This is a genomic window from Enterobacter cloacae complex sp. SHL020, assembly GCF_049236945.1.
Classification (GTDB): domain Bacteria; phylum Pseudomonadota; class Gammaproteobacteria; order Enterobacterales; family Enterobacteriaceae; genus Enterobacter; species Enterobacter dykesii.
The window spans coordinates 1-19263 of record NZ_JBMKJF010000013.1; the positions used below are offsets into that span (position 1 = coordinate 1).

General features: G+C 57.6%; 21 protein-coding genes. 7 read left to right on the forward strand and 14 right to left on the reverse strand.

Features of this window, described 5'->3' with window-relative positions:
* The 5 genes from ACOTZB_RS21130 to ACOTZB_RS21150 all read right to left on the reverse strand — a co-directional run.
* Positions 1-778: ShlB/FhaC/HecB family hemolysin secretion/activation protein (locus ACOTZB_RS21130; protein ID WP_421628460.1), on the reverse strand; the 778-nt coding region annotated here is incomplete at its 3' end.
* A 183-nt stretch (positions 779-961) separates the two neighbouring features.
* Positions 962-1915, reverse strand: a complete 954-nt coding sequence (locus ACOTZB_RS21135; RefSeq protein WP_421628461.1) for a GlxA family transcriptional regulator — start codon at positions 1913-1915, stop codon at positions 962-964.
* Positions 1916-1941: 26 nt separating this feature from the next.
* Complete coding sequence (locus ACOTZB_RS21140) at positions 1942-2721, reverse strand: MBL fold metallo-hydrolase (RefSeq protein WP_421628462.1); 780 nt, start codon at positions 2719-2721, stop codon at positions 1942-1944.
* A 122-nt stretch (positions 2722-2843) separates the two neighbouring features.
* A complete protein-coding gene (nlpA, locus tag ACOTZB_RS21145; RefSeq protein WP_421628463.1) occupies positions 2844-3644 on the reverse strand; it encodes a lipoprotein NlpA in 801 nt (266 codons plus the stop codon).
* A 147-nt stretch (positions 3645-3791) separates the two neighbouring features.
* On the reverse strand, positions 3792-4211 hold the full coding sequence (locus ACOTZB_RS21150; protein WP_421628464.1) for a GNAT family N-acetyltransferase: 420 nt from the start codon (positions 4209-4211) through the stop codon (positions 3792-3794).
* Between the two features lie 142 nt (positions 4212-4353).
* Here ACOTZB_RS21150 and ACOTZB_RS21155 point away from each other — a divergent pair, with 142 nt between their 5' ends.
* Positions 4354-4650, forward strand: a complete 297-nt coding sequence (locus ACOTZB_RS21155) for a YicS family protein (protein ID WP_047649986.1) — start codon at positions 4354-4356, stop codon at positions 4648-4650.
* Positions 4651-4676: 26 nt separating this feature from the next.
* Here the strand turns inward: ACOTZB_RS21155 and ACOTZB_RS21160 are convergent, their stop codons facing one another.
* Positions 4677-5627 (reverse strand): LacI family DNA-binding transcriptional regulator, encoded by a 951-nt coding sequence (locus tag ACOTZB_RS21160; protein WP_421628465.1) that lies wholly within the window; start codon positions 5625-5627, stop codon positions 4677-4679.
* Positions 5628-5920: 293 nt separating this feature from the next.
* Between ACOTZB_RS21160 and ACOTZB_RS21165 the strand changes: the two genes are divergently transcribed.
* The 6 genes from ACOTZB_RS21165 (at position 5921) to ACOTZB_RS21190 (ending at position 11843) form a co-directional block, all read left to right on the forward strand.
* The gene (locus ACOTZB_RS21165) at positions 5921-6235 is read left to right on the forward strand and encodes a PTS sugar transporter subunit IIB (RefSeq protein ID WP_421628466.1); all 315 of its coding nucleotides are present in this window, start codon (positions 5921-5923) and stop codon (positions 6233-6235) included.
* 11 nt (positions 6236-6246) lie between these two features.
* Complete coding sequence (locus ACOTZB_RS21170) at positions 6247-7572, forward strand: PTS sugar transporter subunit IIC (protein ID WP_126330380.1); 1326 nt, start codon at positions 6247-6249, stop codon at positions 7570-7572.
* Positions 7573-7589: 17 nt separating this feature from the next.
* Complete coding sequence (locus ACOTZB_RS21175) at positions 7590-8966, forward strand: glycoside hydrolase family 1 protein (RefSeq protein ID WP_421628467.1); 1377 nt, start codon at positions 7590-7592, stop codon at positions 8964-8966.
* Positions 8967-8971: 5 nt separating this feature from the next.
* Positions 8972-9274 (forward strand): PTS lactose/cellobiose transporter subunit IIA, encoded by a 303-nt coding sequence (locus ACOTZB_RS21180; RefSeq protein WP_029741865.1) that lies wholly within the window; start codon positions 8972-8974, stop codon positions 9272-9274.
* A 136-nt stretch (positions 9275-9410) separates the two neighbouring features.
* Positions 9411-10790, forward strand: coding sequence for a carbohydrate porin (locus ACOTZB_RS21185; RefSeq protein WP_047649991.1), 1380 nt, complete (start codon positions 9411-9413; stop codon positions 10788-10790).
* Positions 10791-10937: 147 nt separating this feature from the next.
* A complete protein-coding gene (locus ACOTZB_RS21190; RefSeq protein ID WP_421628468.1) occupies positions 10938-11843 on the forward strand; it encodes a DMT family transporter in 906 nt (301 codons plus the stop codon).
* Between the two features lies 1 nt (position 11844).
* On the opposite strand, the gene ACOTZB_RS21195 is transcribed toward ACOTZB_RS21190, so the two are convergent.
* The 8 genes from ACOTZB_RS21195 to uhpA all read right to left on the reverse strand — a co-directional run bounded on the left by ACOTZB_RS21195 (position 11845) and on the right by uhpA (position 19210).
* Positions 11845-12111, reverse strand: a complete 267-nt coding sequence (locus ACOTZB_RS21195; RefSeq protein ID WP_041911701.1) for a Txe/YoeB family addiction module toxin — start codon at positions 12109-12111, stop codon at positions 11845-11847.
* Positions 12086-12358, reverse strand: coding sequence for a type II toxin-antitoxin system Phd/YefM family antitoxin (locus ACOTZB_RS21200; protein WP_421628469.1), 273 nt, complete (start codon positions 12356-12358; stop codon positions 12086-12088). Before ACOTZB_RS21200 ends, ACOTZB_RS21195 begins: the two co-directional genes overlap by 26 nt.
* Positions 12359-12414: 56 nt before the next feature.
* Complete coding sequence (gene nepI / locus ACOTZB_RS21205) at positions 12415-13605, reverse strand: purine ribonucleoside efflux pump NepI (RefSeq protein WP_421628470.1); 1191 nt, start codon at positions 13603-13605, stop codon at positions 12415-12417.
* Positions 13606-13707: 102 nt separating this feature from the next.
* Positions 13708-14160, reverse strand: a complete 453-nt coding sequence (locus ACOTZB_RS21210; RefSeq protein WP_047646739.1) for a DUF1198 domain-containing protein — start codon at positions 14158-14160, stop codon at positions 13708-13710.
* A gap of 110 nt (positions 14161-14270) precedes the next feature.
* Positions 14271-15662 carry a hexose-6-phosphate:phosphate antiporter gene (gene uhpT / locus ACOTZB_RS21215; RefSeq protein WP_023333957.1) on the reverse strand — a complete coding sequence of 464 codons (1392 nt, stop codon included), beginning with the start codon at positions 15660-15662 and terminating at the stop codon, positions 14271-14273.
* Positions 15663-15802: 140 nt separating this feature from the next.
* Entirely contained in the window at positions 15803-17122 is a 1320-nt protein-coding gene (locus tag ACOTZB_RS21220; protein WP_047743257.1) for an MFS transporter, read from the reverse strand.
* Positions 17115-18620 (reverse strand): signal transduction histidine-protein kinase/phosphatase UhpB, encoded by a 1506-nt coding sequence (gene uhpB / locus ACOTZB_RS21225; protein WP_421628471.1) that lies wholly within the window; start codon positions 18618-18620, stop codon positions 17115-17117. The genes ACOTZB_RS21220 and uhpB overlap by 8 nt, the downstream gene beginning before the upstream one ends.
* On the reverse strand, positions 18617-19210 hold the full coding sequence (gene uhpA / locus ACOTZB_RS21230) for a transcriptional regulator UhpA (protein WP_047649998.1): 594 nt from the start codon (positions 19208-19210) through the stop codon (positions 18617-18619). The genes uhpB and uhpA overlap by 4 nt, the downstream gene beginning before the upstream one ends.
* Positions 19211-19263: the final 53 nt, after the last annotated feature.

Sequence of the window (19263 nt, forward strand, 5' to 3'; positions counted from 1 at the left end):
CCAGCATATTATTGGCGGTGAGCACGCCACTCAGCTGATCTTCGCCGGTACTCTTCTGCCCGCTATTATCCAGGCTTACGGATACACTTAAGGGAAATTCCGGTTTGGCCGTGAGATTAACGATGGAATATCCGGCCTGCGTTCCCGGCAGAATTTCAATCTGCACCGGCTCGGTACGCAAACGGTTAATTTGCTCCATGCCCTGTTCAATGTCGCGTAAATTAAGGATGCCGCCCACCCGTCCCGGAAACGCCATTTTCAGCATGTGCGGCGTTTCGCCTTCCAGACGAATTGCTTCCAGTCTGCCTTCCAGCACAACAATATTCAGCTGACCGCCGGAGAGATCCTGCTCGGTGAGAAAGGCGCGGCTGGTGATATATCCCCGGCTGATATACCAGTCAGAAATATGGGCGAGAAGTTCCGTTATTTTCGCCATATACAGACACCGGCCCTGCCACGGCGCGACAAGGGTCTGACGGGTTTTCGGGGAGATTAAGGTCGCACCGGAAAGGGTAATGGTATGAATGGTGAAACAGGGCCCGGAGCCGGTTGCAGGCAGAGGCCTGGCAGGCGCGGGGCGAGGAATACTCCGCTCCAGCTCTTCGCGCTGTTGCTGGTTCTGTAATAAAAGCTGCTGCTGTTGCTGCTGAATAGTATCGCGATCGGCTGGCGACAAGGGGGCAGCGTTAATGCTTGCTGAAAGAAGCGCACCCGATAAGATAAAAATAATATAATTTGCTAATGAAATTATTCTTCTTTCTATTTTATTGCTATTCATCCTTGCCACAAAATTTATTCGCAATTAATATTTTCGAAATATAAGAGTATTCTTAATGCGAGTATATCTAATTTGCGTTAGGGCGAAGAAAATAAAATATTTTTTCAGAAAAATGAGAGGTAGATTAAGAAAAAATAAGAAGTTATTTAACTAAGCCTTAAATCGTAAGTTAGCCGTAATACACTAGCTGTGGAGACGAAACGTTTTTCTCCACTCCGCCGGACTGACCCCAAAACGCGCCTTAAACTGCTGTCGCCAGGTGACGGGGGAATTAAATCCCACGAGTTCAGCCACACGCTCAATCGGCATATTTCCGGCCTCAAGCAGGATCTGGCTGCGCCGCAGGCGTTCGGCGGTAAGCCAGTCGGCGACGCTCATCCCCGTGGCTTTAATAAAATGCCGGGTCAGGGTGCGGCGGCTCATCGAAACCACCTCTGCCAGCGAGTCCAGGCTATGCGGTTCGGTGATGTGCTGCTGTAGGTAGTCAATCAGGCAGTTAATGCGTCCGTCGCGGGTATCTTTGGGTACCGGCTGGGCGATGAACTGCGCCTGACCGCCCTCGCGGTGGGGCGGAACAATCATCCGACGGGCAATCTGGTTGGCGACCACGCTGCCAAAACGCTGGCGAATGATATACAGGCAGCAGTCCAGCGCAGCCGCTGTACCGGCAGAGGTAATGATATTGCTGTCATCCACGTAAAGGGCATTAATATCCAGCTGAACGCGCGGGAAGAGCGACTGAAATTGACGTTCGAACTCCCAGTGGGTGGCCGCACGTTTGCCGTCGAGAAGCCCCGCCCAGGCAAGTACAAACGACCCCAGACACAGCCCGACGATTTCCGCGCCGTTGTCTCTCGCCTGCATCAGGCTGTCGAGCAGCGCCTGGGGTGGTCGTTCAAGGACGTGCTGCCAGTAGGGAACGACGACAATATCGGCCTGACCCATAGCGGTGAAATCATGCGTGGCGTTGAGGGCAAAACCGTCCTTTGAGATGAGGAACCCCGGCGTTTCGGCGCAGATCGTCACGTTAAAGCGCTTTTCGGAGGAGACCGAATCGCCAAACAGAATGCAGGGAACGGAGTAGTGGAACGGGCTGAACCCGTCTACCGCGACAATCGCGACGTTGATTAGCGACATCTGTCTCTCCTTTCCCTTTTAGACGCTCAGAATATAACGGTTTCGCCATCCTGGGGAATGCTCACCGCTTCACTCACCTGATTGGCTTCAACGTACTCACGCAGCGCGCTGCGGGTCAACAGGCAGTGGTTAATCGCCTCCATATGGCTCGCCACAATGTTGGCCTGCGGCAGCAGGAAATGAACGTTAAGCACATCCTCCTGCCCCATAATAATGGGCCCAAAGCCAATGACGTGGGCATAACCGGCGTTCAGTACCACCACGTCCGGCTGGTGCTTTTGCAGATCGGCCGCTACTTCGTCACGCCAGACGGTATCTCCGGCAAGATAGAGCGTCTTCTCATCGGGATGACGCAGCACCACGCCGCAGGCCTCGCCCAGCCGCTCCGCCAGCTCCGGCACGGCGTAAGCGCGATCGGTGCCGTGCTGCCCGCCGTGGGTTTTCGCAATCTGAATATCGCCGAAGAAGGTCGCGTCGGTCATGACCGTCAGGTTGCTGAATCCCTGGCTGCGCAGCAGCGCGGCGTCACGGTCGTTTTGCACGTAGATCGGTTTGTCTTTGGCGATCAGTTCCGCCGCGGCGCGATCCCAGTGATCGTCATGGGTATGGGTGACGATCACCGCGTCGGCGTCCAGCAGCGTATTGACGTCAACGGGGAGTTCGACCGTCGGGTTACGGCGTTCGGCATACGCCGTGCCGGGAAAGCCCGGATAAGCCCCCTTCGGAGCCAGCATCGGGTCGATTAAAAGACGTTTTCCGGCGTAGGTAATCAGCTGGGTGGCGTTGCGAATATGGGTAATGTTCATGGGCTATCCTCCGGTTGGTGTGATAAGGAGGATAGCCAGCAGTCGCAGCTGACGCTGTGGGTTAAAGGGCGATTACCGATGGAATCGGGCCAATTTAAGCAACCCGTTTTCCGTCAGATCGTTTACCAGCCCGGCACCGCCCCGCCGTTAAAGATCGTCTCCGCCGCTTTCGCTACCTCAGGCGATTGATACGACTGGATAAATTCCTTCACGTTCTCCGCGTCTTTGTTGTCTTCGCGCGTCACCACAATGTTCACGTACGGCGAGTTTTTGTCTTCAATAAAGACGCTGTCATGCACCGGCGACAGCCCGGTTTGCTGAATATAGGTAGTGCTGATGATGGCGACATCCACTTTCGGATCGTCCAGCACGCGCGGCAGCTGTGCCCCTTCCAGCTCCATAATTTTCAGCTGTTTAGGGTTGGCGGTAATATCCAGCGCCGTCGGCAGCAGCCCGGTGCCCGGCTTCAGGGTAATGAGCTTCTCCTTTTGCAGCAGCAACAGCGCGCGGCCAAGGTTGGTCGGGTCGTTTGGAATGGCAATGGTTGCCCCGTCCTTCAGGTCAGAGACGGATTTGATTTTGCGGGAATAGCCGGCCATCGGGAAAACGAAGGTGTTCGCCACGGCCACCAGCTTGTAGCCATGCGCCTTGTTATCTTCTGCAAGGAACGGACGATGCTGGAAGACGTTGGCATCCAGTTCCCCCTGGTTAGCCGCATCGTTAGGCAACAGCGAACCGCTGAAGCCGACCAGCTCCACGTCCAGGCCATATTTCTCTTTTGCCACCTTTTTGGCGACTTCCGCTACGTCCTGTTCAGCGCCGTTGATGACGCCCACTTTAATGTGTTTGGCATCGCTGCCACTTTGATCGCACCCTGCCAGCAGCAGGCCAGCCAGTACCAGAGCACCCAATCGACGTTTCACAAGACAGTTCCTTTTGCTGAATGTTGTAGTGACTATATCGACAACGAAGCGGTGAAATAAAAACCGAAAAAGAATCAATAAGAAGGATCGGTTATATGCGAGTATTGCCGGGTGGCGCAGCGCTTACCCGGCCGACAGATTCAGGGCTTAAAGGGCTTTCGCCAGGTAATGTCGCTGCATGCCCGGGTACGGATAATCCTGCAAAGACATCTGCAGCTTGTACCCCTGTTTTTCATAGAACGGGCGCGCCTGGAAGCTGGCGGTGTCGACCAGCGCATGCTTGCAGCCTTTGCGTCGGGCTTCCTCTTCGGCCGCTTTGATGAGCTGGCTGCCCACGCCGGATCCGCGCACGGTCTCGCTGACCCACAGAAAATCAATATTCAGCCAGTCGCCTTTACGCACCCCAATTAGCCCGCCGAGCATGGCGCCTTTATCGTCCCGCAAGTAAACGCCAATGTCGCCGCTAAAGTTCGCCAGATCGATAAACTGTCCGTTAAAGGCTCTCAGACCGACGAGTAACTCTTCTTTTTCCTGCGCCGTAACCGCATGAGTAATGCTCAGGTGCATATTTTTATCTCCTTGTTATCTGTGCCGCTTCACTATCTCACACAGATCTCCTGGAGAAAATTCATACTTTCGGCTGGCGTCGCTACACTGAATGTAACGATATATTTCATGGGAAGCCTGTGACTTCGAAAGGGGGTTGTTGATGAAAGCTGCGCACCTGGTCTGCCTGCTGGTTTGTCTGCTCTTCGCCGCGTTTGTCCATGCTCAGGAAAAGGATGACCCTGCGAAAGAGGCGCAAATAAAGCAGCAGGTCCTTAAAGATATTAAGAAAACCTGCACGCCACAGAAAAAGCAGAGCGATAAAGCCTGGCAGGCGATGATTTTGTCGTCCGAGGCCAATCAGTTGCTGATCAAAAATGCCATTACCGCCGTGAAGCGCGACAACCTGGATGCCTACTGGGGGGCGATTGGTCAGGTGGATTGTATGGAGGATTATTAAGCGTGAAGCCGGGCTTCACGCTTTTTTCAGCGCTTCCGCATATCCGGAATGATGAGATCCCCGCGCAGAACATAGGACCCGAGCATCTGCGTTTTCTCCGTCAACCAGCTCACAATGCGCGCCGCCATCGCGTCCATGGAATATTCAATCGCCGGGATCACCGGAATACCCGGCAGGTGCAGCGATCCGGCAAGGCTGAAGACCATGATGTCGTCCGGCACCGATTTGTTAAACGCCTGCAGCTGCGGGATCACCCGCTGGGCTTCCTGCTCGTCAGCCACCAGCAGCGCGTTGAAGTTCAGAGTACTGGCGTTATTAAGCAGCTCCTGCAGCGCAACGGACGAGGAGGTGGCGTCCATAAAGACCAGGCTGCGATTAAAGGGCAGGAAATTTTTCTCCAGCGCATGCTTGTAGCCGAGCAGCACCTGGTCAGCAAAACCGCTGCCGTGCGGGTGGATCAGCGCAATCTGGCGACGCCCCTGGCTGGTGAGGTAGTTACAGGCGGTCTCTGCGGCAAAGGCGTGATCGAACTGAATGCTGTTGGCGTTATCAGACTCCATGCAGTCCACCAGAATGACGTTGTCCATCTCCACGTCCAGCGGGAAACGGGCGCCAATCACCAGGATGTCATCGCAAAGCCCGCAGGAGAGTTCTTCAAGGGCGTGCATCACTTCCGCTTTGCTGTGCGCGAAGCGCAGCAGGAGGTGTTTTTGATGCTGGCTGAGCTGTTTTTCCAGCGCGTAGAGATAACCGGTGGTCTGGTTAATATTTTCCTGCGCGCAAATGACCCCGATACACCCCGTCGACTGGCTCAGCAGCGACTGGGCTATCACGTTAGGCCGGTAGTTCAGCTCATCCACCGCTTTTAATACGGCCTGACGGCTGGCTTCCTTTACGCCACGCGACCCACTCAACACTCGCGATACCGTGGCTTTAGACACCCCGGCAAGACGTGATACATCATTGATTGTCGACATCTCTTTCCCCTGGCAGGCTTACCTCGCGCCTGCAAATTCCATCACCGCTTCGGCTCACATTATAGCCAGAACGGAGTATATCCGTTTCCGTTTTTCATGGAAACCGATTTTCCGTTTCCAATCCAAATGATGTCAAAACAGCCAAATTATGTGACGCACATCGGGTTAATTAGCCTCATAAGTAAGGGATCTTGATGGTTGTCACACTTCTGTCTTTTATGGATGGAAACCGGTTTCCGTATAATGTCCAATCATCCTCGCAATAACTTTTTACATTTAGAGGATGGTTGTCGATGTTCAAAATTATGCTGTGCTGCTCTGCCGGGATGTCCACCAGCCTGTTGGTCAGCAAAATGATCGATGTCGCGAAAGAACGTGGTTTGCCGGTAAAGATTGATGCGTACGGCGTTTCCGAATTTGATACGCAGTTTCCGCAATACCAGGTGGTACTTCTCGGACCGCAAGTGAAATACATGTTACAGACACTCTCAGACAAGGCGGCGACGCATGGCATTCCGGTGCAGCCCATCGATATGATGGACTACGGCATGCAGCGTGGCGATAAAGTACTGGACTATGCTCTGTCGCTCATCGAAGCGGCACACTAAAAGGTGTTCACATGAGTTCGTTATATCAATCCATGGTCGCGGTGATTGAGCAGTCGATTACTCCGCTGGCCGCGAAGCTGGGTCAGCAAAAGTATGTTATTGCCATCCGCGACGGCTTTACCGCCGCCCTGCCGTTTATGATCATCGGCTCGTTTATGCTGGTGTTCATCTTCCCGCCGTTCTCGGCGGATACCACTAACAGCTTCGCCCGCGGCTGGCTGGATTTCTCCCAGACCTATCGCGAACAGCTGATGCTGCCGTTTAACCTCAGCATGGGCGTGATGACCTTCTTCATTTCGGTGGGGATTGGGGCAAGCCTGGGGCGTCAGTTCAACCTCGACCCGGTGATGTCCGGCCTGCTGGCCTTTATGGCCTTCCTGCTGGTCGCCGCGCCGTATGCCGACGGCAAGATCTCGACCCAGTACCTCTCCGGACAGGGGATTTTTACCGCGCTGATCACCGCCATTTACGCCACCCGCGTTTACGCGTGGCTGAAGCAGAACAACGTCACCATTCGCCTTCCGAAGGAAGTCCCGACCGGCGTGGCGCGTTCGTTTGAGATCCTGATCCCGGTGATGGTGGTGATCGGCACGCTGCACCCGCTGAACCTGTTCATTGAAGCGCAGACCGGAATGATCATCCCGCAGGCGATCATGCACCTGCTTGAGCCGCTGGTGTCCGCGTCTGACTCCCTTCCCGCCATTCTGCTCTCCGTGCTGCTGTGCCAGATCTTCTGGTTCGCCGGTATCCACGGCTCGCTGATTGTCACCGGCATCATGAACCCGTTCTGGATGGCGAACCTCTCCGCAAACCAGGCGGCGCTGGCGGCCGGCGCGGCGCTGCCGCACGTCTACCTCCAGGGCTTCTGGGATCACTATTTGCTGATTGGCGGCGTAGGCTCCACGCTGCCGCTGGCGTTCCTGCTGCTGCGCAGCCGCGTTACCCACCTGCGCACCATCGGCAAAATGGGCGTTGTGCCGAGCTTCTTTAACATCAACGAACCGATTCTGTTCGGCGCGCCGATCATCATGAACCCGATGCTGTTTATCCCGTTCGTGTTCGTTCCGCTGGTTAACGCCTGCCTGGCGTACGCGGCAACCAGGCTCGGCTGGCTGGCACAGGTCGTCTCGTTAACCCCGTGGACTACCCCTGCACCGATCGGCGCCTCGTGGGCGGCGAACTGGGCGCTGAGCCCGGTGGTGATGTGCCTGGTCTGTATGGTGATGTCCGCGCTGATGTACCTGCCGTTCCTGCGCGCCTATGAGCGTACGCTCATCAAAAACGAAGAGCAGAAGGCCCAGGCAACCGTCGGTGCCGCCGAGACCGCCAGCAATTAAGTCAAAGAGGAAGAGTCATGAAATACGCATTTCCCGATAACTTCTGGTGGGGCAGCGCAAGCTCCGCTCTCCAGACCGAAGGGGCAAGAGAGGGGGAAACCACGTGGGATTACTGGTTTGCCCGCGAGCCAAACCGTTTTCACAACGGCGTGGGGCCGCAGCAGACCTCCACGTTTTATCAGCACTGGAAGACGGACATTCAGCTGTTAAAGCAGCTGAACCACAACAGCTTTCGCACCTCGATTAGCTGGGCGCGCCTGATCCCCGACGGTATCGGTGAAGTGAACCCGGACGCGGTCGATTTTTACAATCAGGTCATTGATGAGCTGAATGAACAGGGCATCACGCCGTTTATGACCCTGTTCCATTTCGACATGCCGATGGCGATGCAGGAGATCGGCGGCTGGGAAAACCGCGACGTGGTGGAGGCTTACGCCCGCTATGCGCAGATCTGCTTCGAGCTGTTTGGCGATCGCGTGCTGCACTGGTTTACCTTCAACGAGCCGATCGTCCCGGTGGAAGGCGGTTATCTGTACGACTTCCATTACCCGAACGTGGTGGATTTTCGTCGGGCAGCCACCGTGGCGTATCACACCGTGCTGGCCCATGCGAAGGCGGTGCAGGCCTACCGCGCCGGGCATTACGCGGGGGAAATTGGCATCGTACTGAACCTGACGCCGTCCTATCCGCGCTCGCAGAACCCGGCGGACGTGAAGGCGGCGCACGTTGCAGATCTGATGTTTAACCGCAGCTTCCTTGACCCGGTTCTGCGCGGCGAATACCCGGCAGATCTGGTGGCGTTACTGAAATCTTACGATCAGCTTCCCGCCTGTAAACCGGAAGACGGTTTTCTGATTGCGGAAGGGAAAATCGATCTGCTTGGCATTAACTACTATCAACCGCGTCGCGTGAAGTGCCGCGACAGCGCGGTGAACCCGCAGGCGCCGTTTATGCCGGAGTGGTTCTTTGATAGCTACGAGATGCCGGGCCGCAAGATGAACCCGTACCGCGGCTGGGAAATCTACGAGCCGGGTATTTACGATATTCTGGTTAACCTGCGCGACAATTACGGCAACCCACGCTGCTTTATTTCTGAAAACGGCATGGGCGTCGAAAACGAGCAGTGCTTTATTGAAAATGGCCAGATTAACGATCGGTACCGCATCGAGTTTATTTCCGAACATTTAGCCTGGCTGCATAAGGGTATTAGCGAAGGGTGCAATTGTCTCGGTTACCATATGTGGACGTTTATTGATAACTGGTCGTGGTGTAATGCCTATAAAAATCGCTACGGATTTATCCAGCTCGATTTAGAGACGCAGAAACGCACCATTAAGAAAAGCGGAGAGTGGTTTGCCGCCACCGCGTTAAATAATAGTTTTGATAAAGAGTAATGATGATGATCGCATTAGAAGAAGCCGTAATGGAAATTATCGTCAATGCCGGACAGTCCCGCAGCCTGTGCTTTGAAGCCCTGCACGCCGCGCGCCAGGGCAATATTGACGAAGCCAAAAGCCTGCTGCGCGAAGCCGACGGCTACGCGCGCCAGGCGCACAAGATGCAGACCAAACTGATCGAGCAGGATGCTGGCGAAGGCCGCCAGCCGATGACGTTAATTATGGTGCACGCGCAGGATCACTTAATGAACTCCTTATTGGCGCGTGAACTGTCCGAAGAAATTATTCATTTATATCAGAGATAGTCTATGGCGAAATAAGTATTGTAATACCTCAGTACCCTAAATAGAGATCCACTTGTTCTGATGATAGCGACATACTCTGTCAGATCGGAGCGGGATGGTTATTGTCTGAATAAAATTAAACTATATTGAGATAACCATGAATACGATTAAAAAACTTCCATTAACCATGGCGGTTATCGCCGCGCTTTGCCCAATTTCCGTGCTCGCACAGGAATTCACCCAGGAGCAAATCGACGCCATTGTGGCGAAAGCGGTGGATAAAGCCCTGGCCGAACGTCAGGCTAAAATGGATGCGGCGGTCGCGAAAAAAGCGGACGTGGTGACAGAGCCGCAAAGCGCGGCGCAATCCCCGGATATGGCGATCCCGTTCGGGGTTAAATTCACTGGCTACGCCCGCTACGGCGCGCACTTCCAGGCTGCCGATCAGAAATACGTGGCGGTGGACGGATCCTACAACGGCGCGTCCGCCATTGGTCGTCTGGGCAACGAAGGCAACGGCGGGGAATTCCAGCTTTCCAAGGCCTTCAAGGGTGAAAACGGCGCCATCTGGGATATCAACGTGATGATCGACCACTGGGGCGACGAAGTTAACCTGAAAAAAGCCTACGCGGGGGTGACCAACATTATGGCCTCCAACCCGAACGCCTATTTCTGGGCCGGGCGTGACTTCCACCAGCGTCCGCAGCAGGGCATCAACGATTACTTCTGGATGAACCACGACGGCCAGGGCGCCGGGGTGAAGAACTTCGACATCGGCGGCGTGCAGTTTGACGTCGCCGCCGTGGCGGCGGTGGAATCCTGTAGCCCGGAAGTGATGGAAGATGAAGCCAACCCGTCGCGCATCACCTGTACCGGCGGTTCCGGCACGGGCGACAAAGGCAACTACGCCGCGACCTCAAAAATCCACGGCATGAAGCTCGGCCCGATCGACATGGAGCTGTACGCCAACTACGGCTTTGACTCCAAAGCGGTGGAGAGCGACGAGCGTCTGAACGCGTGGCAGGGCGGCGTGGTGCTGAGCCACACCAATGACAGCGGCGTGAACAAGGTGATTGCCCGCTACTCCGATAACGCGGACAACAGCGTGTTCAATAAAACCGAGGACCTGACCACGGTCTACGCCAGCTTCGAAGGGCTGTACAAATTCACCCAGGCCACGCAGGTGGAGTACATCCTCGCCTTCCACGACTACGACAACAGCCGCGATAAGACCGACAACCGCAAGAACTACAACGCCATCGTGCGTCCGATGCACTGGTGGAACGACGTTCACTCCACCTGGCTGGAAGCAGGCTGGCAGCACGTTGACTACGATAACGGCGGCGACAACAAGGGCTGGAAGCTGACCCTGTCGCAGAACATGTCTATCGCCATGGGGCCGGAGTTCCGCCCGATGCTGCGCTTCTACGTGACCGGCGGCAAAGTGGATAACGCACGCACCGCGCGCGTGAACAACACCAAAGACGAAACCCTCGACGACTTCAACGTCGGCGCGATGTGGGAGGCGTGGTTCTAAGCAAGGTAGAAGCAAAACGGCAACGAGAGTTGCCGTTTTTAGTGTTTGCTCCCTCTCCCGTGGGAGAGGGCTGGGGTGAGGGCATCAGAGCGCACGCTATCATGCTATGCTGTTGACCGAATAAACGACAACATAGCAGGGGAGAAAATGGGTTCCACACGTAAAGGGATGCTGAACGTTCTGATCGCCGCCGTTTTATGGGGCAGTTCCGGCGTTTGCGCGCAGTACATCATGGAGAAAAGCCACATTTCTTCGCCTTACCTGACCATGGTTCGCCTGCTGTTTACCGGCGTGATCCTCCTGACGCTTTCTTTCGTTCACGGCGACAAGATATTCTCGGTCATCAAGCAGCGCAAAGACGCACTCAGCCTGCTGTTTTTCTCGCTGGTCGGCGCGCTCACCGTGCAGCTCACTTTCCTGCTGACGATTGAGAAATCCAATGCGGCAACGGCCACCGTGCTGCAGTTTCTGTCGCCAACCATTATCGTGGCGTGGTTCGCGCTGGCGCGGAAAAAGCGCCCCGGCGTGTTTGTTTTGTCCGCGATTGTGACCTCCCTTGTCGGGACGTTCCTGCTGGTCACCCACGGCGACCCAACCTCGCTCTCCATCTCGCCTGCCGCGCTGTTCTTCGGCATCGCCTCGGCGTTTGCCGCCGCGTTTTACACCACCTATCCGTCAACGCTGATCGCCCGCTATGGCACATTGCCGATTGTCGGCTGGAGTATGTTGATTGCCGGATTAATGCTGACGCCGTTCTACGCCGGACGCGGGACGACCTTCGTGATTGACGGCAGCCTGCTGCTGGCGTTTTTCTACCTGGTGGTGATCGGCACCGCGCTGACGTTCAGCCTTTATCTGAAGGGTGCACAGATGATCGGCGGGCCGAAGGCGAGCATTCTGAGCTGCGCCGAGCCGCTGAGCAGCGCGTTGCTGTCGGTGATTTTGCTGGGGGTGGCGTTCACCCTGCCGGACTGGCTGGGGACGCTGCTGATTGTGTCGTCGGTGGTGCTGATTTCGATGGATTCGAGAAGACGGGTTCAGACATCGGCGTGATCTACGAATAATAGTGATAGCGGCACATTAAAATAGTGAGAGCGCTATCTGACACCCCATAAACCAGACGGTCCGTATCATTGATTCGGCGGGACCAGTATCCGGAAAGATTACCTTTAAGCGGTTCCGGCTTACCCAGTCCATCGAAGGGTTGACGCTTCGCATCTTCAATCAATTTATTGATTCTGCGAAGCGTTTTCTTATCCTGCTCCTGCCACCACAGGTAATCATCCCAGCCATTATCAGTCCAAATCAATAGCCTGGTCATCTATCAGATCCCTCTGCGTGGTTTTTCCGGTATTTGCCTGTGCGATTGACTCCATCAGTCGGCTGGCGTTAGCAGGCGAACTCATCAGATGGATGGTTTCCATCATTGAGTTGTAGTGCTGAAGAGACATCACCACCGCATCACCCCCGTTGCGGCGGCTGATGATGGTTGTCTCCACGTTGTCATTCACGTCGTCCAACACATCTTTGAGTCGGCTTCGTGCTTCGGTAAACGTCACAACCTGCATATTTCCTCCTGTACAAGTTACGGTACAAGTATATCGATGAAGTGACTACTTATCAATCAACGTGCCTTAACCTTCCCCGCCACCAGCAGCGCGGTCAGCAGCATCAGCGTGCCGGAAAGTACCAGCGGCGATGTCAGCCCCAGATGGTCGAGCGCCACGCCGCCAATGGCCGCACCGCAGGTATTCGCCAGCTGGATCACCGCCACCTGAATCGACCCGGCTTTTTCCGCCTGATCGGCCAGCGTTCGGGTGATCCACGTCGACCAGCCCACCGGCACCAGCGCAAAGGCAAAGCCCCAGATAATCGCAATGGCAGACGCGACCCACTTATCGCTGCCCCACAGCACCAGCACCGCCGCGCTCGCCGCCAGCACCAGCGGCGCACCCGCCAGCGCCACCTTCAGGGAGCGCTTCAGGAACTGCGAAGACAGTGACGTGCCGACAAAGCTGGCGATACCGAAGCTCAGCAGCACCAGCGTCAGGCCGTCTACGTCAAAGCCCGCCATGTTCATAAACACCGGGCGGATATAGGTAAAGAAGGCAAACTGCCCGGCAAAGGCCATAAAGATCGCGGTCATCCCCGCCAGCACGCCGGGGCGCTTCAGCAGCGCGAACATGTTCTGCTTATGGTGCGCCGCTTCGCCTGGCAGGGACGGCAGCGCCTTCCACACCCAGATAATACACAGCACGCCCATCACCGCCGCCGCGTTGAAGACGTTACGCCAGCCGATAATCCCGCCCAGGAAGCTGCCCAGCGGCGCGGCAATCACCAGCGCGATAGAGACCGCACCGAAGATAACGGAAAGCGCTTTTGGCACCGTCCGCGCGGGCACCAGGCGCATGGTGAGCGAGGCCGACATCGCCCAGAAGCCGCCTAATCCCAGCCCCAGGCAGGCGCGCCCCAGCAGCAGCAGGGTGAAGCTTTCCGCGAAGGAGACCAGCAGGCAGGAGAGCGTCAGCAGCACGCTGAACAGGATGACCACCTTGCGGCGGTCGATAGTGCCAATCACCTGGGTGATAAACAGGCTGGCGAACATCGCCACGAAGGCGGTGACGGTGACGGACTGCCCCGCCACGCCTTCGGAAATGCCCAGATCCTGCGCCATCGGCGTCAGCAGGCTCACCGGCAGAAACTCAACGGTAATCAGGCAGGCGACGCAGAACGCCACGGAGAAAACCGCCGACCAGTTGGGGCGTGAAACCTCTTTGGTCTGCGGTCTGGTCGTGGGCTGGATATGTTCTGTCATGGCGTCACCTGAAGATAAAAACGTGCGGAAAAGTCGCGCAGTTTATCATCAAAAGTGTGACGAATTTAACGATTTGACAACTTTTGTCGTTTTTACAAGGGATCAGTGCAGGTAAAACACACCCTCTTCCGGCAGGAAGAGCTGGTTATAGCGTAGCTGGAAGGCGTTCAGCTCCTGCGGATCGGGCTCCATCTCGCGCATGAAGCCAAGCGCCAGACGAATTTGCGCATCGGTAATGGGCGCGGCCAGGCGGGCTTTACGCAGCATGCGGTGCCATGTATGCAGGTTCTCCTCGCTGCCGTCGACGATGCAGACCTGCCAGATCAGCAGCACCTGGGCGGCGTTTTGCAGATGCGCCTCGTCGGGGCGCTCAAGGTAGCGGATAAACTCATTCCCCGACGTTTTTCCGAACTGGTCGATCATCGACTCAACCGGCATCGGGGTAATCCCCAGACGCTCGCTTAAACGTTTGATCGCGCGGCGGGAGTCCGAGGTCAGGACGCGAAATCCCACCACAAACACCACGGCAAGCGTTGCCAGCATTATCCAGACCATGCGTTCTCCTATGAATAGCCGCTCATCATAGCGGGAAACGCACGGCGTCGACAGCGACAGGCATAAAAAAGCCCGGCGTCACACACCGGGCAAAGAAGTTACCTGCACACTCAGGCTGTTTTTAATTTCTGCGCACGATTCTCACGGCGAATTTTACGTTCTTCCAGCACCGCGACCATCGCCATCAGGACGATACAGCCGATGGCCGCCGCATCCAGCGCCGCGAAGGTGCCCGCCCAGCCGGTGAGGCCGAAAATTGGCGTGCCGTCGGCAATCATACCTAAGCCAAGCTTGGCGAAGCTGTCGCCGATCAGGTAGGCGAAGGTGCCTTTAATCCCATCGGCGGCGCCGATCGCTTTTTTCGGTACGAAGCCGACTGCCGCCACGCCGATCAGCAGCTGTGGACCAAACACCAGGAAGCCGAGCGCGAACAGGGACGCCAGGTAAACGTACTGGTTGCTGGCGTGCTGGTAGACGCCGAGCGTGGCGATAATCAGCGCCAGCGCGACGCAGGCCACCAGCGCGCGACGGCCGTTGGCAAGATCCGAAAGCCAGCCCCACAGCAGCGTGCCGACCAGCGCGCCCACTTCGAACAGGGTGAAGCCCTGAATCGCCACTTCTTTAGAGAGCTTCAGCTCCTGGAAAGCATACACGGTCGACCACTGGTCAATACCAATACGCACCACGTAGAGGAAGATATTCGAGAAGCACAGCAGCCAGATCACTTTGTTTTTCAGCACGTACTCAACAAAGATCTGCCATTTGGACATCTCGTTTTCTTCGGTCTCTTTGTCCTCTTCGCTGATCTCCTCGCCGAACAGCTCTTCGGCTTTGCCGAGGCCGTAAGATTCCGGGGAGTCGCTGCCGTAGCGCAGGCCGATAAAGCCGACAATCAGGGCGATAATCGACGGGAAGATAAACATGCCGATCACGTGGCCGTCGAACAGATAGTTCGCACCAAACAGCGCCACGCCTGCCGCCCCCGCCCCGCCGAGGTTGTGGGAGATGTTCCACATGCCGAGGTAGGAACCACGCTTGCGGCGCGGGGTCCATTTGGTGATGGTGGAGTAGCTGCACGACCCGCCGGTACTCTGGAAGAAACCGCTCAGGGCGTAGAAAGCGATCATCATGAACAGGCTGACGGAGCCCGCGCCCATGCTGGCGCTGAAACCGAGCATACAGATGGCGGAGAGGATCAGCATAAACGGCAGGAACTGCTTGGTGTTTTTGCCGTCCGCGTAGTAGGAAACGACGGTTTTCCCCACGCCATAGGTGATGGAGAAGCCCAGGCCAATCATCCCCAGCTGCGTCATGCTCAACCCGTAGGTTGAGATCATATCGTTCTGCGCGATGTTAAAGTTTTTGCGGATCAGGTACATGGTCAGGTAGCCGATGAAGACCACCAGATAGGACTGCATGAACGGTTTGAACCACATCTTGCGCCGCACGTCGAGCGGCAGATCCAGGGTCGGCTTGCGCACCTGATTGAGGAAGGCCAGCATGGTTTGCTCCTGAGCTGATTTTTACCTGCGAATGGCAGGCATTGTAAAAATCAGCCAGGAGAGATGCCTGAGACAGCGTCCAGGTAAAACCGGGAAAATTTCTTAGTTTTACGCCACTCGGGCCAGAAAGGTGAGGCACATCACGCTTCGCTCACCTCGCGCGGGGCCTGCGCGTGCAGGAAGGGCAGCAGCAGCAGCGCGGAGATCCCCGCCGCAATGGCGATCACCGCGAAGAAACCGCTCCAGTGCCAGACGTCAATCACCCGCGCCAGCGGCCAGCCGGAGAGCGATGCGCCGAGGTAGGCAAACAGACCGACAAAGCCCGTCGCCGCGCCTGCCGCCTCTTTATGGGAACACTCCGCCGCCGCCATGCCGATCAGCATCTGCGGGCCAAACACGAAGAAGCCGGTGGTGAAGAAGCACGCCGCCTGCATCACATAGCTGGCGAACGGCATCAGCCACAGCGAGCCGACGGAGAGCAAAATCCCGGCGGCGAAAATCAGGTTCATCGGGCCGCGGTTGCCGTTGAAAAGCTTATCCGATCCCCAGCCCGCCACCAGCGCGCCGATAAACCCGCCCAGCTCGAACATCGTCACCGCCGAGTTGGCGGTCACCAGATCCACGCCGAGCGTCTCGGACATGTACAGATTGCCCCAGTCGTTGATCGCCGCGCGCACCACGTAAACCAGCACGTAGCAGAGCGAGAGGAGCCAAATGTAGGGGTTTTTCAGCACATATTTTGTGAGGATCTCCCTGCGGGTCAGCCCTGCGCCTTCCTGCTGCTGGGCAATCTCCATTTCGTCGTGCCGCCAGTCGCCCACCGCCGGCAGGCCGACGGTTTGCGGCCTGTCGCGCAGGCGCCAGCAGAGAAACAGCCCGGCGACAATCGCGAGGCCACCGGCAATCATCATACCCGCGCGCCAGCCGTAGTGCAGCGCCGCAGCACCCACGACCATCGGGATCAGCGCCCCGCCGACGTTATGCGCGGTGTTCCAGATTGCCCACCAGCCGCCGCGCTCGTTGCGCGAGTACCAGGCGGTGAGCAGGCGGGCGCAGACCGGCGCGCCCCAGCCCTGGAAAAAGGCGTTCAGCGCCCACAGCAGGGCGAAGGCCCACAGCGAGGTGGAGAATCCAAACAGAATGTTCACCACGCCGGTGGCGATCAGCCCAACGCCCATAAAATAGCGCGCGTTGGAGCGGTCGCTGACGATGCCGGAGAAGAACTTCGACAGGCCGTAGGTGATGTAAAACAGCGTCGCCAGCAGGCCGATATCGGTGCGCGTCATCACGCCGCTGGCGAGGATCTCCGGCGCGGCGGCGTTGAAGCTTTTGCGGGTGAAGTAGAACAGCGCGTAGCCGAGCCAGATGGCCATCAGGATATGGCGACGCCAGTAGCGGTAGCGGGCGTCGATTTCCGCTTTATCGCCAATCGGCGCGGCGCTGGCAGGGGTTTTAAACATGGTAACTCCGTAGCGGCAGGCTGACGCTGACGCGCGTCCCGTGGGTGCAGGAGAGGTTCAGCGTGCCGCCCAGCGCCTTGACGCGCTCCCGCATGCCCGCCAGGCCAAAACCCTGCTGGCCGGAGCCCGGCGGCAGGCCGCAGCCGTCGTCTTCAATTATCAGCCTCAGGCTGTCGTCCTGCTGCCAGCCCTGGATCGTGACCGCGCTGGCGCTGGCGTGCTTGACGATATTGTTCAGCCCTTCCTGACAGACGCGGAACAGCGTCACGCGCTGACCTTCGCTGAGCGTAGATTCGTTAATGCGCCAGTCGAGATGGCTGACAATGCCGCGGCTTTCCAGCTCCATCTCGCGCATCAGGGAACGCACCGCCAGCTCCAGCGACAGGTCGTCGAGCTGGCGTGGACGTAGCCGTCCTAACAGGCGTCGAACGGAGTCATAGACGCCCAGCGAAAGCTGTTCGATATGCGCCCCGCCCTGCTTCACGCCAGCGTTTTCAGCCGCCAGGCGCTGGACTATGCCCGCCTGGGTGCGGATAGCGGTGATGGTCTGGCCGATATCGTCGTGCAGCTCGCGGGCGACCTCCTGCCGCACGCTCTCTTCGGTTTCCAGCAGACGCTCCGCCAGACGGCGGTTGCGCGCCAGCTCGGTCTGCAGGGACTGGTTCAGCTCGCGCAGGCGCTGAATGCCCGCGCCGAGCAGCAGCCCGGTCAGGCTTTGGGCCAGCAGGGAAAGCAGCAAATCCACAGGATGATCGTGCCAGGTCTGGCTGGCGATCAGCGCGATGGCGTTCATCAGCGTGGCGATCAGCGCCCCCTGCCAGCCGTAGTGCCAGGCCAGAGCGATAATCGGCAGCGCCAGACAGAACGGCGTGAAGCGTGATAGTTCAGCGGGCAGGCCAAGCTGGAGCCACAGGCTCACCACAAACAGCAGCAGATACCAGATGAGGTGCCGGGCGCGCCAGTTCACCGGTTGGGAAACCAGCCCCGGGCCGAGCGGCTGCCAGACGGTGCTGGTGAGGTAGTGCCAGATAACGAGGCAGGTCGGCGCGAGCGTCAGGCCGCCGGTGAGGGTCAGCAGCAGGGCATTGAGCATCTCCTTGTCGCCAATCCACGGCAGAGATTGCAGCAGCGCGGCGGCCATCAGCGCCGCCCCCTGCCGCAGCAGCGTGCGCCAGTCGCGCTGGTGGCGGTAGCGGGAAATCAGCGCAACCGGGAGAAGCGTGAGCAGGCTTCCGGTCATCAATAAGGGCAGGTGCGCGAGGGCCACCTCCTGCGCCAGCCAGACCAGCATCAGCCACTCTGCGCCGAGCAAAACCGGCCAATAGGCGCGCGGACACTGGAGCATTAACCCCAGACGCAGCCCGAAGGGGAACAGCAGCACCGCCAGCTCCGGGCGCTCCACCAGATGCAGACTAATGCTCCACAGGCAGAACCAGGCGGCGGAGAAGATAAAAAAGCTGGCGACGACGGCGATCAGCCGTGAAAAAGCGGAACTCATTGCCAGCTGTCAAACATGCGGCGCGCCAGCTCGACGTCGTTGCTGACGTTGAGCTTTTCCATCAGGTTGGCGCGGTGAACGTGCACGGTTTTCGGGGACAGATCCAGCTCGGCGGCAATCTCTTTTACCGACATTCCCTGCGCGAGCTTCTCAGCCACCTGACGCTCGCGCCGGGTGAGCGGATCCTGCCGTCCGGCCGCCAGCTTGATGGCGATATCCGGCGTTAAATAGCAGCCGCCGGTGGAGACCGTACGCACGGCGGCGATCAGTTCGTCGGGGCTACAGCGCTTGGAGAGAAAGCCGCGCGCTCCCGCGTTGAGCGCCTGCTCGACCAGCGCCGGGCTGTCGTGGACCGAGAGCATGATCGTCGCCATCCCTTTCGGCAGCTGGCTTAACAGCTCCAGTCCGGAAAGATCCGGCATCGAGATGTCGCAGATACAGACCTGCACCCCACGCCCCGGCAGGCCCGCCAGCGCCTCGCGACCGGAGCCAAACTCGGCCACAACCTGAAAATCCGCTTCGAGATTCAGAAGCTGGGCAAATCCGGAGCGGACGATAAGATGGTCGTCGATAAGGGCGATGGTGGTCATGGCGCATTCCTGGCGGGCGGATAAAAAAACGCGCCTACCTTAACGATAAGCGC

Coding starts and splice junctions, on each gene's coding strand:
- ACOTZB_RS21155 (WP_047649986.1), top strand. CDS start 4,354: ATGAAAGCTGCGCACCTGGTCTGCCTGCTGGTTTGTCTGCTCTTCGCC.
- ACOTZB_RS21160 (WP_421628465.1), bottom strand. CDS start 5,627: ATGTCGACAATCAATGATGTATCACGTCTTGCCGGGGTGTCTAAAGCC.
- ACOTZB_RS21165 (WP_421628466.1), top strand. CDS start 5,921: ATGTTCAAAATTATGCTGTGCTGCTCTGCCGGGATGTCCACCAGCCTG.
- ACOTZB_RS21175 (WP_421628467.1), top strand. CDS start 7,590: ATGAAATACGCATTTCCCGATAACTTCTGGTGGGGCAGCGCAAGCTCC.
- uhpA (WP_047649998.1), bottom strand. CDS start 19,210: ATGACCACCATCGCCCTTATCGACGACCATCTTATCGTCCGCTCCGGA.
- nepI (WP_421628470.1), bottom strand. CDS start 13,605: ATGACAGAACATATCCAGCCCACGACCAGACCGCAGACCAAAGAGGTT.
- ACOTZB_RS21185 (WP_047649991.1), top strand. CDS start 9,411: ATGAATACGATTAAAAAACTTCCATTAACCATGGCGGTTATCGCCGCG.
- uhpB (WP_421628471.1), bottom strand. CDS start 18,620: ATGAGTTCCGCTTTTTCACGGCTGATCGCCGTCGTCGCCAGCTTTTTT.
- ACOTZB_RS21210 (WP_047646739.1), bottom strand. CDS start 14,160: ATGGTCTGGATAATGCTGGCAACGCTTGCCGTGGTGTTTGTGGTGGGA.
- ACOTZB_RS21150 (WP_421628464.1), bottom strand. CDS start 4,211: ATGCACCTGAGCATTACTCATGCGGTTACGGCGCAGGAAAAAGAAGAG.
- ACOTZB_RS21135 (WP_421628461.1), bottom strand. CDS start 1,915: ATGTCGCTAATCAACGTCGCGATTGTCGCGGTAGACGGGTTCAGCCCG.
- ACOTZB_RS21200 (WP_421628469.1), bottom strand. CDS start 12,358: ATGCAGGTTGTGACGTTTACCGAAGCACGAAGCCGACTCAAAGATGTG.
- ACOTZB_RS21140 (WP_421628462.1), bottom strand. CDS start 2,721: ATGAACATTACCCATATTCGCAACGCCACCCAGCTGATTACCTACGCC.
- ACOTZB_RS21195 (WP_041911701.1), bottom strand. CDS start 12,111: ATGACCAGGCTATTGATTTGGACTGATAATGGCTGGGATGATTACCTG.
- ACOTZB_RS21180 (WP_029741865.1), top strand. CDS start 8,972: ATGATCGCATTAGAAGAAGCCGTAATGGAAATTATCGTCAATGCCGGA.
- ACOTZB_RS21220 (WP_047743257.1), bottom strand. CDS start 17,122: ATGTTTAAAACCCCTGCCAGCGCCGCGCCGATTGGCGATAAAGCGGAA.
- uhpT (WP_023333957.1), bottom strand. CDS start 15,662: ATGCTGGCCTTCCTCAATCAGGTGCGCAAGCCGACCCTGGATCTGCCG.
- ACOTZB_RS21170 (WP_126330380.1), top strand. CDS start 6,247: ATGAGTTCGTTATATCAATCCATGGTCGCGGTGATTGAGCAGTCGATT.
- ACOTZB_RS21190 (WP_421628468.1), top strand. CDS start 10,938: ATGGGTTCCACACGTAAAGGGATGCTGAACGTTCTGATCGCCGCCGTT.